The 12,954-nt window shown below is 67.5% G+C and carries 11 protein-coding genes; 7 read left to right on the forward strand and 4 right to left on the reverse strand.

The genetic code is table 11. The features are described from left to right. The first annotated feature begins 4 nt into the window (after positions 1-4). From FFS21_RS25305 to FFS21_RS25315, 3 genes are all read left to right on the forward strand, one after another. Positions 5-676, forward strand: coding sequence for a response regulator (locus tag FFS21_RS25305; RefSeq protein ID WP_137927456.1), 672 nt, complete (start codon positions 5-7; stop codon positions 674-676). Beyond that, positions 673-2,001 (forward strand): sensor histidine kinase, encoded by a 1,329-nt coding sequence (locus FFS21_RS25310; protein ID WP_137927457.1) that lies wholly within the window; start codon positions 673-675, stop codon positions 1,999-2,001. Before FFS21_RS25305 ends, FFS21_RS25310 begins: the two co-directional genes overlap by 4 nt. A gap of 144 nt (positions 2,002-2,145) precedes the next feature. Continuing rightward, complete coding sequence (locus FFS21_RS25315) at positions 2,146-3,405, forward strand: glutamate carboxypeptidase (protein ID WP_137927458.1); 1,260 nt, start codon at positions 2,146-2,148, stop codon at positions 3,403-3,405. A 25-nt stretch (positions 3,406-3,430) separates the two neighbouring features. Here the strand turns inward: FFS21_RS25315 and FFS21_RS25320 are convergent, their stop codons facing one another. The 3 genes from FFS21_RS25320 to FFS21_RS25330 all read right to left on the reverse strand — a co-directional run bounded on the left by FFS21_RS25320 (position 3,431) and on the right by FFS21_RS25330 (position 7,233). Beyond that, on the reverse strand, positions 3,431-4,333 hold the full coding sequence (locus FFS21_RS25320; RefSeq protein WP_137927459.1) for a DMT family transporter: 903 nt from the start codon (positions 4,331-4,333) through the stop codon (positions 3,431-3,433). A gap of 130 nt (positions 4,334-4,463) precedes the next feature. Continuing rightward, complete coding sequence (locus FFS21_RS25325) at positions 4,464-5,951, reverse strand: acyl-CoA-binding protein (RefSeq protein WP_249359639.1); 1,488 nt, start codon at positions 5,949-5,951, stop codon at positions 4,464-4,466. Beyond that, positions 5,944-7,233, reverse strand: a complete 1,290-nt coding sequence (locus FFS21_RS25330) for an MASE1 domain-containing protein (RefSeq protein WP_137927461.1) — start codon at positions 7,231-7,233, stop codon at positions 5,944-5,946. Before FFS21_RS25330 ends, FFS21_RS25325 begins: the two co-directional genes overlap by 8 nt. Positions 7,234-7,381: 148 nt before the next feature. Here FFS21_RS25330 and FFS21_RS25335 point away from each other — a divergent pair, with 148 nt between their 5' ends. Next, a complete protein-coding gene (locus FFS21_RS25335; RefSeq protein WP_137927462.1) occupies positions 7,382-8,842 on the forward strand; it encodes an HdeD family acid-resistance protein in 1,461 nt (486 codons plus the stop codon). Between the two features lie 31 nt (positions 8,843-8,873). Here FFS21_RS25335 and FFS21_RS25340 read toward each other — a convergent pair whose 3' ends face one another. Beyond that, entirely contained in the window at positions 8,874-9,938 is a 1,065-nt protein-coding gene (locus tag FFS21_RS25340; RefSeq protein ID WP_137927463.1) for a VWA domain-containing protein, read from the reverse strand. 68 nt (positions 9,939-10,006) lie between these two features. Here FFS21_RS25340 and FFS21_RS25345 point away from each other — a divergent pair, with 68 nt between their 5' ends. From FFS21_RS25345 to FFS21_RS25355, 3 genes are all read left to right on the forward strand, one after another. Further along, positions 10,007-10,987, forward strand: coding sequence for a trypsin-like peptidase domain-containing protein (locus tag FFS21_RS25345; RefSeq protein WP_137927464.1), 981 nt, complete (start codon positions 10,007-10,009; stop codon positions 10,985-10,987). 16 nt (positions 10,988-11,003) lie between these two features. Further along, complete coding sequence (locus FFS21_RS25350; protein ID WP_137927465.1) at positions 11,004-12,017, forward strand: AAA family ATPase; 1,014 nt, start codon at positions 11,004-11,006, stop codon at positions 12,015-12,017. Next, positions 11,995-12,954: DUF58 domain-containing protein (locus FFS21_RS25355; RefSeq protein WP_137927466.1), on the forward strand; the 960-nt coding region annotated here is incomplete at its 3' end. The genes FFS21_RS25350 and FFS21_RS25355, both read left to right, overlap by 23 nt.

A 12,954-nucleotide genomic window follows, 5' to 3' on the forward strand; every position in this document is an offset into this window, starting at 1 on the left:
CGCCATGCGCATCCTGATCGTCGAGGACGAAGCGGTGCTCGCGGAGCAACTCACGCATGCGCTGGCACAGGCCGGCTATGCCGTCGACCATGCTGCGGATGGCATCGACGCGGCGCACCTGGGCGCGGAATATCCCTACGATGCTGTGGTGCTCGATCTCGGGCTGCCGCAGCTCGACGGCTTGTCGGTGCTCCGGCGCTGGCGGCAGGCGGGCAATACCGTTCCGGTAGTGATCCTGACCGCGCGCGATAGCTGGGTGGAGAAGGTGGAAGGTATCGACGCCGGGGCTGACGACTATCTTGCCAAGCCATTTCGCGTCGAGGAACTGCTGGCGCGTATCCGCGCCCTGATCCGCCGTTCGGCGGGCCGCGTGGCGCCGACGCTGGGTTGTGGCCCGGTGCAGCTTGTGCCCGGTACGGGGCAGGTAAGCGTGCACGGCGCGCCCGTGTCGCTGACCGCGCATGAGTTGCGCGTGCTCGATTACCTGATGCATCACCAGGGCGAGATCGTCAGCAAGACCACTCTCACCGAACACATCTACGCGCAGGATTTCGACCGCGACAGCAATACGATCGAGGTCTTCGTGGGACGCCTGCGCCGCAAGCTTGGCGTTGATGTGATCGAGACCGTGCGGGGGCTGGGGTATCGCCTGCGCGATCCGGAGGCCTCGGCGTGATACGCAAGTCGCTGGCGTGGCGTCTGCTCGCCATTGCAGCGTTGTGGATCGCCGGCACGCTCTGCACCACCGGATGGATACTCGACGCGCTGTTCGGTCGCCATGTGGATCGCACCTACATCGTGGAACTGGACCGCGACCTCGCCAGCCTGGCAGGTGCGCTGGAATGGCGTGCGGACGGCACGCTGGAACTTACGCGTCAGCCCGCGGAGCCGCGCTTCGACCTGCCCTATTCGGGCGCGTACTGGCAGGCATCTGCTGGCAACCAGACGCTGCGCTCGCGCTCGTTGTGGGACGTGGACATCCCCACGCAGGTGGAGCGTCCCGTAGGCCACGGCGATGCCGACATCCGCATCGGTCCGCGCGAACAGTCGCTGCTCGTAAAGTCGCGCAAGCTTCAACTGGCGGGCACCGATACACCCATCGACGTGACCGTGGCGCTGGACCGTACCGAACTGCGCCACGCCAAACGCTCGTTCCGGCATCTGCTGTGGCTCTCGCTCGGCGTATTGGGGGTGGGCATCCTCGGCGCGGTGTGGGCGCAGATCCGTTTCGGGCTGGCCCCGCTGTCGCGCCTGCGCGCTGCCGTGGCCGGGCTGCATGCGGGTTCCAGTTCCGAGCTGGTGGGAACATTTCCCGCCGAAGTGCAGCCGCTGGTGGACGAGATCAACGCGTTGCTGGAGCGCAACCGGCAGGCCGTGGAACGCTCGCGGCGGCAGGCCGCCGATCTGGCCCACGCGGTCAAGACGCCGCTGGCCATCCTGTCGAACAGTGCGGCGGCGTTGCCCGAACCTGCCTCGCACGGTGTGCAGCAGCAGCTCGACGCCATGCGCCAGCAGGTGGATCGCCACCTGGCGCGAGCCCGCGCAGCGGGGGCGGGCGGTGCCGCGCGAGGCACGGCCGTGCCGGTGCGGCCGGCGGTGGCGTCGCTGGCGCGCGCGCTGGAACGCCTGCATGCCGAGCGGCCGGTAAGTGTGCGCATCGATGGCGAGGCGGCGTTCTCCGGTGATCGGCAGGACCTTGTGGAGATGCTCGGCAACCTCCTCGACAACGCCTGGCAGTGGGCGCGCAGCGAGATTCGCGTGACGCTGGACGGCGATGCAGGGCGCATGCACATCCGCATCGAGGACGATGGTCCTGGCATGCCGGCCGACGCCATGCGCCACGCGGTGCAGCCCTTCGCTCGGCTCGACGAAGCCGCAGAGGGCAGCGGCCTGGGGCTGGCCATCGTGCGCGATATCTGCACGCTGTATGGTGGCGAACTTGCGCTGGGCAAGTCGTCGCTGGGCGGCCTGGCTGCCACGTTGCATCTGCCGGGTCCGTGACCTATCCCTTGTTTCTCATCAAGTTTCGAATTCCGCATTGCAGGCTAAATCCCCGCGCCGACGTCGGCGCGATGATCCGCGCGCCACGGCGCCGGCATTCCCGTTTTCCTGCCGCGTGCAGGGTTCGACAAGGAGTGACAAGCAATGCGGAAGTACATACTCGGTGCGCTGGCGCTCGGCGCAGCGGTGCTGGTTTCCAGTGGGTGCGGCGATACCTCGGCCGCCTCGCCTACCTACGACAGCACACTCGACACGGCGTCGCAGGGCCAGCAGGCCGGCGCGCTCGCCACGCTCGAAGCACTGGTCAACATCGAGAGCGGCCCCGGCAACGAGACCGGCCTGCTGGCGATGGGCGATTACCTTGCAGGCCGACTCACCGCGCTCGGCGCCACCGTAACGCGCCACAAGACCGCCGATGGCAGCGCGGGCCAGAACATCGTCGGCACACTACAAGGCACTGGCACGCGCAAGATCCTGCTGATGGCGCATATGGACACGGTCTATCCGCCCGGTTTCCTGGCGAATGCGCCGTTCCGCGTGGAAGGCAACCGCGCCTATGGGCCGGGCATCGCCGACGACAAGGGCGGTATCGCGGTGATCCTGCACACGCTGACGCTGCTCAATGCGCGTGGCTTCCGGGACTACGGCACGCTGACCGTGCTGTTCAATACCGACGAGGAAACCGGCTCGTTCGGCTCGCGCGACCTGATCCAGACGTTGTCGGCCAACCATGACTACGTGCTGTCGCACGAGCCAGCCTTGGCATCCAATGAAGGCTTCGGTCTGGCCACCTCGGGCATCGCCCACGCCACGGCTACCATCCACGGCAAAGCCTCGCACGCTGGCGTGGCACCGGAAGCCGGTGTCAACGCGCTGACCGAAGCCGCCAGCCTGATCCTGCGCACGCAGGATATCGACAACAAGGATCGCGAGATCCGCTTCAACTGGACACTGGCTTCCGCGGGCTCGGCCTCGAATGCCATTCCCGCGCAGGCCACGCTGACCGCCGACATGCGCTATGGCAGGAACCAGGATCTGGATGCGATCACGTCGATGCTGAACGAGCGCGCGCAGCAGAAATTCCTGCCGGGCTCGGAGATCACGATCGATGTGCTGCGGGGACGCCCGGCGTTCAATGCTTCCGACGCAGGCAGGGCGCTGGCGGCCAAGGGCCGGTCCATCTACGCCGAAGTGGGCGGGCAGATCGCCGTCTCGGAGGTCCGCACGGGTGGCGGCAGCGATGCCGCCTATGCGGCCCTGTCAGGCAAGCCCGTGCTGGAAAGCATGGGGCTGCCCGGCGTCGGCTATCACACCAACTCGGATGAGTACATCGTCATCGATGCCATCCCGCGGCGCCTCTACCTGGGCGCGCGAATGATCATGGACCTGAGTCTGGGCCGCTGAGCCGCTAATCCGGAGACTGGCGCGGCTACCGTCGCTGCGCCAGGACGATGCCTGCTGCAATGAACACCAGTCCGGCCGCGTGATACCAGCGCGGCCAGTCGCCCAGCAGCAGCGTGGAAAGCAGGGCGGCAAACAATGGCGTCAACGTGATGAAGAAGACCGGCAACTGCGCACCGGCCCGCGCGATGGCGCGATCCCAGATGAAGTACGCCATCAGCGACGGGATGGTGGCCACATAGAGCAGGATGCCCGCGACCTTCGGGTTCCAGTGCAGCGCATGATCGAGCGTGGCCAGTTCCCACGCGGTGAACGGCAGGCTGACGATGGCTCCCACCACGATCTGCGCGAACAGCAGTACGGGCAACGGCAGGTCGGGGCGCTGCTTGCGCAGCAGCCATGTGTAGGCACTCCACGTGACCGTGGCGGCCAGCATGAACAAATCGCCCGCCACGAAATCGAGTTGCGCCAAGCGTCCCAGTTCGCCCCGCACCAGCACAAACGACACGCCGACCAGACACAGCAGCGCCCCGGCAACGTGCCAGCCTTTCACACGTTCGCCAAAGAACAATGCGCCGATGATCAGCAAAAACAGCGGCGTGGACGCGCCAATCAGTGTGACGTTGATCGGCGTGGAGGTGGTCAGCGCCAGATACTGGAACGCGTTGTAGCTGGCAATCGACAGCGCACCCATGGCGCAGAGCACCCCCGCATGCTGCCGGAGCGCGGCACGGTGTGTCACCACGCCGCGCCATGCATACGGCGCCAGCAGCAGCCCGGCCAGTACCCATCGCACAAAATTCAACGTGATGGGCGGAATGGTGCCAGCGGCGAGGCGTCCGACGATGGCATTGCCAGCCCAGGCCAGCGGCGGGAATGTGAGCAGGAACAGCGTGGTGAGGTCGATGCGGCGGCGGGTGGTGCTGGGCATGACAGCAGGGGAGGGAAGGAGGTTCGGCATTATCCGCGATTGTGGGGATGTGCGTGTCGTAAAGCCAAAGCCGCTTGTTATGCGCTCCCCTCTCCCATGAAGTGGGAGAGGGGAGCAAACAAAACCAACCCTACACCGCCACCGTCTCCCGCGCCTTCAGTTCCGCTACCAGCTCGACATACTTCTGCATGGCATCCGTCGCATCGGTGCCCTTGCGGGCCGACCACGCGTCCCACTTTGCGCGGCCCACCATGTCCATCATGCCGGGGCGCTCGCCGGTGACGTCGCCGACACTGCCCTGCTTGTAGAGCGAGTACAGCGCCAGCAGCGTGTCGTTGTCCGGCGCCTGGCGCAGCGTTTTGGAGCCGGCGGCGGCATCGGCAAACGCCTTCTCCAGTGCCGTTGGCCCGTCGGTGGCGGGTGCGCCGCCGAAGTAACGGTCTTCCGCCGCTACGTCGTCCGGAAACCATCGCACTTCGAGCAGCTTGCCCGCGCGCAGCGCCACGGCCAGTACGCCCGGCGAGGCCAGTGCGTTGCCGGCCTGCAGCGTTGCGGGCAGCACCGCCACGCCGGCGTTCAGGCTTGGTATGCCGAAGGCGCTGAAGCGTAGCGGCGGGTCCGACTGCGCCCAGCGCTTGAGCCGTGCCAGTCCCTTGCTGCCGCGCCACGCACCCGAGGTCCGGTTGGCGCCCGGCTGCAACCATGCAAAGTCTGGAATGCCTGCCGCAAAGAGCGCGGCAAAATCGCCGGCTTCCAGCCACTGGCGCACCGTGCCGAGCAGCGTCACGATGTCGGCAGGCGCCATGGCGGCATCCACCGGTCCCATGCCCAGCGACGCCGCCGTGGTGGCATCGAGGAACTCCAGTACGTTCCGCGCCACGATTTCCCGATCGTTGTCCACGCAGACCATGTGATAGCTGTCTTCCAGCACCACCATCCGGGCGAGTCCCGCGCGCGTCTTGCCGCCGATATGTTCCACGAGATAGGACGCCGAGCGCAGGCTGGTCAGTTCGTCCTCGCGCGCGTGTACGACCAGCGTCGGACAGACGATCCGTTCGAGCCCGCTCATCACGAATGCGCGCAGGCGGTCTACCTCGCGGATACAGGCCAGCGGCACCCAGCCATAGTGGAAATTCTCGCCCCGCTCGAACTTGGCCTTGACGATGGCGCGCAACTGCTCGTTCTTGATGCCGTAGGGGTCTTCCTCCATAACCTTCATGCGCGCCGGCACGCCGGGTACGTGGTAGAGCAGGGCGCGTGCGGCGCGATACCAGGGTGTGGCCCACCCATCGATGTAGACCGGCGGCGCCAGCACCACAAGCTTGCCCTTGGCGTGGCGCTCGCGCTTGGCGGTCTCCACGGCCAGCAGCGAACCCATGCACATGCCCATCAGGTGCAGCACGTCGTGCTGGTCGCGCACTTCCAGGTACTTCGCGCGGACGGCGTCGAGCCAGTCTTCGACCCGCACATCGGCCAGATCCTCGGGCTGCGTGCCATGCCCCGGCAGCGTGAGCGAGTGGGTGACGAAGCCAGCGTTTTTGAGCCGCTTGTGCATGGACCCGAGGTCGTACTGGGTGCCGCCGAGCCCATGGATCAGGAACACGCCGGGTTCACGCATGCTGCGCTCCGCTCGCCATGCGCAGCAGGCATGCCACGCGCTCCACGGCACCATCGGGGCCGCGTACCGGCGCCAGGCGTGCCTGGACGTGAAGGTTGCGGCCGTCGAGATGCACCTCGTAGGCGTCGTTGCTGGTGTCGTGCCGGCCGCTGGCCACGGCGTCCCAGCCCGCCTGTGCGAAGGGGCGGTTGGCCGCGTCCACACGGTCGAGCCAGTCGCGGATATTGCGCAACTGGGTAGCTTCCGGTCCCAGCACTGCATGGGCCGATTCGCCCCAGACCGCCGCACCGGTGACGGCATCGAACTCCACGCTGGCCACGCCCGTGGCCTGCAAGGTGCGCTCGTAGCGCAACTGCCACTCGCGGGCCGTGGTCAGCGCCAGCCGGCGCGCCTCGTTGAGGGCGCGCCCCACGAGCAGCAGCACCGCCCAGACCCAGACGTAGGCCTGCACCTCGATCACGGCTTCGCCCTGGAATCCCTCATTGGCCGCGAAGGGGCCGCCGCCGTTGGCGGTCAGCCAGATGATCAGCACCGCGCCCACCAACGTGGCCACCGATCCGCCGCGCGGCCCCCAGAACATCGACGCCAGCAGCAGGAACGGCATCGGCAGGTAGGTCAGGGTAGGGGCGATGCTGTCGAACCGGAAGTGCATGCTCCGATGAAATACGACAAGTGTGGTCAGCAGGAACAATGCAAACATGGCCGCCCCCGCACCGAACTGCTTCATCGGCATGCCGCCTGAGCGCTTGATCGCAAAGCCACGAAAACCGGTAATGACGGGCGAGACGAGCAGGATGCCGACGATGGTAGAGAAAGCCCACGCGCGCCACTCGGCGGCAAAGGTCTGGGTATCCGGCCGAAGCCAGCGCCAGAACTCGTTGGCCAGCGTGGCGCCCACCACGCCGGTGACAACGGCGCCGGTCACCATCAGGGCCGCCTGCAGCAAGGGCTGTGGCGGTTCGCGCTGGCCGCGCGTGGCCATCCACGCGCCCAGCGCAATGGTGCCCGTCTCGATGGCCGCGAACACGACGGCGGCCACCACGTCCAGGTCATGGGCCGCCAGCCCCCAGAGCAGCGACGCCAGGGCGGTGCCCACCAGCACGGCCATCCGGCGGCCCGGTGCACAGGCCAGCCAGGCGCCAAAGCTGACCCCGGAGGCCAGCCAGACCGCGATGGCCTGCGTCTCGCTGGCGGACATCGCGCTCGACAGGGCGCCGACGGCGAGATAGGCCACGGTCACTATCGTTGCCACCCCTATGAACCGGCTGCCTGCTGACTGCATGGGTCTCTCCTGGGACGGATGGCCTGCATCGGAAGGGCCGGCATGCCCGGCACTGCCGGGCGGCGGCGATGTGACGATAGTAGTACAAGGTCGCGCAGGCGCAACGTTGTGGCTAGAATCCGCGAGGAGACCGTCGCCTGGGGAAACGATGATCCGCCTCGTGCTGATCCTGTTGGGGTTCGACTATCTGCGCGAGCGCGCGCGGGGGATGTTCTGGCTCGGCATCGCGTTTCTTGCGGCCGGCGTGGCGTTGTTCGTCGATGGCCTCGACAGCGCGCGGTTCTTTCCGCTGGAACTGTTCGCCATGCTGCTGCTCCTGGCCGGCGTGGGCACGCTTGTGGTGGCCTTTGTCGGGGCCGGCGGCATGCGTGCCATGCGCATCTTCAAGGCACTGTCGCTCTGCCTGGCAGCATCGCTGGTGCTGGCGGGCCACCATCACGGCAATTTCTGGCTGTCGATGATCTTCGGCACGCTGTTCCTGGTCGATGGCCTGCTGCAGTGCGTCTCGGCCAGCGTGGTGCGGTTTCCGCGATGGCGCTGGGCCGTGGGCATGGGCGTGCTGGAAATCCTGATTGCTATCTTCTTCTATCAGCCCTGGCCCACACATTACGCGGGCACCGTGCCCTATGCGCTGTCGATGTGGCTGCTGTTCGGCGGCTGGAGCATGGTCATGCTGGCCTACCGGGCCATGCGCGTCCCGGAGACCGCCACCATCGAAAGCCTGATGCACGGTCCGCGTCGCCGCCAGGGCCGGGTGGAGCCGCAGGAGCGCCGTACCGCGCCGCCGCTCTGGGCGGCCGATGCCGAACAGGCGCCCGTGCACAAGGTCACCAAGACGCTGCTGTTTCCGCCGCCCCGCCACGTGCCCCCGGTGGCCGACACGGGCGCGCCGGCACTGACCGTTCATGTCTGGACGCCCTCGGGCGCCGGGCAGCGGCTGCGCCGCCGGCCGCTGATCGATCGCTATATCGCGGCTGTGGACGCGAATGGCGCGATCTGGACGGGGCACACGGCGCTGGAGTCTCCCGAGGGCATCTACATCAGCTTTGATCCGGCAGAACCGCTGAGCCGTACGCCCGAAAGCGTGACGCAGGCGTTGCGCGCCTCGGCGGACAACGACGTGGCCGGCATGTTCGAGTCGGATTACGCGTCCGAGGCGGCCCGGCGCGGAGAGTCCACGGCGCGCGTGCATCTGCGCAACTACGACGCCGCGCGACTGGAACGCTTCTGGCACGCGTGGAGCGCTGACACCACCTACAACCTGACCTACCGGAACTGTGCGGTCAGCGTGGCCAGTGCGCTGGAGGCTGCGGTGGAAGGGGCGCTGATGCGGCAGCGCGGCAATCGCCACACGTGGGGCTTGCTGCTGCAGGTCATGCTGACGCCAGAGTTATGGCTGGCGGCGCAGATCCGCAAGCGCGGCAAGACCATGGCGTGGACACCCGGACTGGTGCGCGACTATGCACGCGCGCTGAGTCTGCTCGTGGACACGCACGGGCACGCCAGGGCCGGGTGGCGTCTGGGGAGACTGGGCCTGCCCGTGCTGAAACGGCTGTGGACGCAACGCCGGCAATGGCGGCGCGACGACGGAGAGGGGCAGGCGGGCTGACCGCGCATGCGATCCGGGCCACAGCGGGCCCCTAGCGCCGGAACCAGATCATCGACAACCCGCCCGCCAGCAACAGCAGCGCGGCCGCCGCCGCTGCAAGCAGGGCGCTGACTTCCGTTTCCTTCCGTTCGAGTGCGAAGCGTGCACTGAGTTGGCGGTACACCTGCGACAGGTCGGCTGCCGATCCGGCCTGGAAGTATTCGCCACCGGTCATCGTCGCCACGGCGCGCAATGAAGGTTCGTCGAGTTGCATGAAGTAGGACAGGCTGGGCTCGCCGGCGGCGCCGCCCTGCGCGGAGCCGAAACCTACCGTGTAGACGCGCACGCCGCGCTGGGCGGCCATGCGGGCAGCGTCGATGGGATCGGGGCCGGTGGTGCGGCGGCCATCGCTGAGCAGGATGATCGCGCCATGGCGATAGGAGCCGGGCTGCACGGGCGGGCGCTCCTGCTCGCGCTTGCGGGCGGCATCGGCGGCAGCGGCTTCGTCCAGCGGACCGGTGCGGGCGCCGAAGCGCGACGCTTCGGTGCTGAACAGGATCGTCTCCAGGTCGATGCCGTCATCGGGGAACAGCACGGCCAGTGACTGGATCAGCCCGCTGCCCGTGGCGGTGCCGCGCTGCAACTGAAAGCGGTCGATGGCGTCGATCATGTCCTGCCGGTTGCCCGTGGGGGGCAGGACCACCGTGGCTGTGCCGGCAAACGACACGATGCCCAGCCGCACGCTGGCGGGCAATCCCACAATCAGGTCGCGCGCGGCTTGTTGCGCTGCGGTGATGCGCGTCGGGGCCACATCGGTGGCTTCCATGCTGCGCGAGACATCCATCGCCAGCACCAGTGTGATGACATCGGAAGGCAACGTGACCGTCGCCATGGGTCGTGCGCACGCAATCAGTGCAGCGGCGAGGCCAAGCAGGCAGAGCGTAGGAGGAATATGACGCCGGATGCGCTGGCGCGGACCCAGCGCAGCGCGCGGCAATGCAAGGCTTGCATAGAGCACGGCGCCCTTCTTGCGCCGGGCGATCAGATACAGGTAGGCGGCCACCAGCAGTGGGAGCGCCAGCAACAGCCAGAGCACTTGTGGCCAGAGAAACTGCATGCCCTGCTCCTTGGCGCGTGGTTAAGAGGATGGTACTGTATTTTCCAGGGCACGAAGGGAGGGCTGCCATGAAGCGGATGACGATCTACGGATGTGTCGCAGCAGCCCTTGCACTTGCCCTCGCTGCCGGCGGCGCCTCCCTGTACCTGGCCCAGCCGGCTAAGCGGACCCTGACGCAGGCCGATATCGACGCGGCCGTGCTCCACACCCTACAGACCAAGACCCTGCCATCGCGGCCGGCCCGTGCGGCGGAAGCTGTACGCGAATCCGTGGTCGAGGTCATGAGCTATTCCCCGAAGGAAAAGCCAGCCAAGGCAACGCCGTCCCCCGAGGCGAAGCGCGAGCCGCCCCCGCGCAAGGGGCCGCAAGCCTATCCGCAGCATAAGTCGCCGCCGCGCGCCTCACCCGGCCCGTCGAAGAAGGCGACGCCCGCGCCAGCCCCCGCACCATCCCCGCGCGAGGAATCGGCACAGGCCGATCCGCAGAAGGAAAGCCCTGCCGAACGTGACGAGGCTGGCCATATCGGCTCCGGCGTGGTGGTGACCGAAAGCGGCATGATCATGACGAGCTACCACGTGGTGGCCGATGCGCGGCGCATTCAGGTGAGGTTCCACAACGGCCAGACGGCTGACGCCACGCTGGCGCAGGCCATTCCCGAGAAAGACCTCGCCATCCTCAAGCCTGTGTCCATTCCCGATGACCTGCCCGCTGCGGTGCTCGGTTCCAGCAACGACCTGGCGCCGGGCAGCGAGGTGGTGGCGGTGGGCTTCCCGTTCGGGATCGGGCCGTCGATATCGGCGGGCGTGGTATCGGGACTCGACCGCGAGTTCGTCTCGCCGGACCGCAGGCAAAAGCTCGACAAGCTCATCCAGTTCGACGCTGCGGCGAACCCCGGCAACTCGGGCGGGCCACTCGTGAACATGAATGGCGAGGTGGTGGGCATCGTCACTGCCATCCTCAACCCGAATCAGAGCGGCACCTTCATCGGCATCGGCTTTGCGATCACCATCGAAAGCGCCGGCGCTGCCATCGGATCTTCACCCTTCTAAACAAACGCGGGGGCCTATGAACGACCAAGCACGGGACGCTGTGGACAGCGCCAACCTGATGGAACGCCTGCTGTTCGAGGTGAAACGCGTGGTGGTGGGGCAGGATCACTTTCTCGAACGCGTGCTGGTGGGGATGCTCGCCGGCGGGCACCTGCTGGTGGAAGGCGTGCCGGGACTCGCCAAGACACTCACGGTCAACACGCTGGCGCGCACCATGAGCGGCACGTTCAAGCGCATCCAGTTCACGCCCGACCTGCTGCCTGCCGATCTCGTCGGCACGCGCATGTACAACCAGGGCACGGGCGAATTCTCCACGGTGCGCGGGCCGGTGTTCGCCAACCTGCTGCTGGCCGACGAAATCAACCGCGCGCCGGCCAAGGTGCAGAGCGCGCTGCTGGAGGTGATGCAGGAGAAGCAGGTCACGATTGCGGGTGAGAGCCACCGCGTACCCACACCGTTCCTGGTCATGGCGACGCAGAACCCGATCGAGACCGAGGGCACCTATCCGCTGCCCGAGGCGCAGGTGGACCGCTTCATGATGAAGGTGCTGGTGGGCTACCCAAGCGAGGAAGAAGAGGTGGTCATCGTGAACCGCGTGACGGGACCCCGTATCGGCGTGGGTGCCATCGCCACGCCCGAGCAGCTGGCGGGCCTGCAGGAGGCGTGCCGCAAGGTCTACGTCGATCCCGGGCTGATCCAGTACGCGGTGCGCGTGGTCGCGGCCACGCGCAAGCCCAGCGCCTATGGGCTGGAGGACCTGGACCGCTACGTGACATACGGCGCCAGCCCGCGCGCCACCATCGGCCTGATCGAAGGGGCGCGCGCACTGGCTTTCCTGCGTGCCCGGCACTACGCGCTGCCCGAGGACGTGGTGGATCTGGTGCCCGATGTGCTGCGCCATCGGCTGGTGCTGTCCTACGAGGCGATGTCCGATGGCGTGACCGCCGACCAGCTTGTCCACCGCATCCTGCAGGCGCTGCCGATGCCAGAACGGCCGCTGGAATCCCATGTTCAGGCGCTGGCTCGATAAGCGGCGGCGCGAGCCCGACGCCCCTGTGCCTGCGGCGCCGCCCGCCGCACCGGCCGGCCGGCACGCCGACGCGCTGCTGCGCCGGCTGGAATGGACGGTCGTGCGCCGGCTCGACGGCCTGCTGCAAGGCGACTACCGCACGTTGTTCCGGGGCTTCGGGCTGGACCTTGCCGATCTGCGCGAGTATCGGCCCGGCGACGATGTGCGCCATATCGACTGGAACGTGACCGCGCGGCTGCAACAGCCGCACGTGCGCGAGTTTCAGGAGGATCGCGAGGTGGCCGCGTGGTTCCTGCTCGACCTGAGCGGGTCGATCGACTTTGGCTCCGGCACCGTGCGCAAGCGCGACGTGCTGGCGGATTTCACCACCGTCATGGCGATGCTGCTGACGCGCTACGGCAACCGCGTGGGTGCGGTGCTCGACGGCGGCGCGGGACAGGCCACCGCCTCGGTGGTGCCGGCCCGCGCCGGGCGCCGGCATCTGCTGCACCTGATCGACCGCATGCAGGCAACGCCTGCCGCATCGCCGGGCGATACCCGCCTGAGCGATCTGCTGGACCGTGGCCGTGCCGTAGCGCGGCGCCGCTCGGTGCTGTTCGTGGTGTCCGATTTCATCAGTTCGCCGGGCTGGCAGGCGCCGTTGGCGATGCTGGCGCGGCGGCATGAAGTGGTGGCGGTGCGGCTCGTCGATCCACTTGAAATGGCCTTGCCGGATTTGGGCCTGGTGGTGCTGCAGGATGCGGAAACGGGCGAGCAGTTGTTTGTCGATACGCACGATCCCGCCTTCCGCAAGCGCTTTGCCGATGCCGCCGAGGCGCGCGAGACCGTAGTCCGTGGTGTCGTGGATGATCGCCCACTTCTTGTACCCCAGGCCCGTCATGAACTTGGCGGCCACTTCGCTCTGGTTGATCATCGTGCCGTTGACACGCATGATCTC

The sequence above is a fragment of the Cupriavidus sp. 2SB genome, assembly GCF_005503625.1.
GTDB lineage: Bacteria > Pseudomonadota > Gammaproteobacteria > Burkholderiales > Burkholderiaceae > Cupriavidus.

Excerpts from the sequence above, each read along its gene's own strand:
- FFS21_RS25305 (WP_137927456.1), top strand. The coding sequence starts at position 5 with ATGCGCATCCTGATCGTCGAGGACGAAGCGGTGCTCGCGGAGCAACTC.
- FFS21_RS25315 (WP_137927458.1), top strand. The coding sequence starts at position 2,146 with ATGCGGAAGTACATACTCGGTGCGCTGGCGCTCGGCGCAGCGGTGCTG.
- FFS21_RS25325 (WP_249359639.1), bottom strand. The coding sequence starts at position 5,951 with ATGCGTGAACCCGGCGTGTTCCTGATCCATGGGCTCGGCGGCACCCAG.
- FFS21_RS25345 (WP_137927464.1), top strand. The coding sequence starts at position 10,007 with ATGAAGCGGATGACGATCTACGGATGTGTCGCAGCAGCCCTTGCACTT.
- FFS21_RS25330 (WP_137927461.1), bottom strand. The coding sequence starts at position 7,233 with ATGCAGTCAGCAGGCAGCCGGTTCATAGGGGTGGCAACGATAGTGACC.
- FFS21_RS25320 (WP_137927459.1), bottom strand. The coding sequence starts at position 4,333 with ATGCCCAGCACCACCCGCCGCCGCATCGACCTCACCACGCTGTTCCTG.
- FFS21_RS25350 (WP_137927465.1), top strand. The coding sequence starts at position 11,004 with ATGAACGACCAAGCACGGGACGCTGTGGACAGCGCCAACCTGATGGAA.
- FFS21_RS25335 (WP_137927462.1), top strand. The coding sequence starts at position 7,382 with ATGATCCGCCTCGTGCTGATCCTGTTGGGGTTCGACTATCTGCGCGAG.
- FFS21_RS25340 (WP_137927463.1), bottom strand. The coding sequence starts at position 9,938 with ATGCAGTTTCTCTGGCCACAAGTGCTCTGGCTGTTGCTGGCGCTCCCA.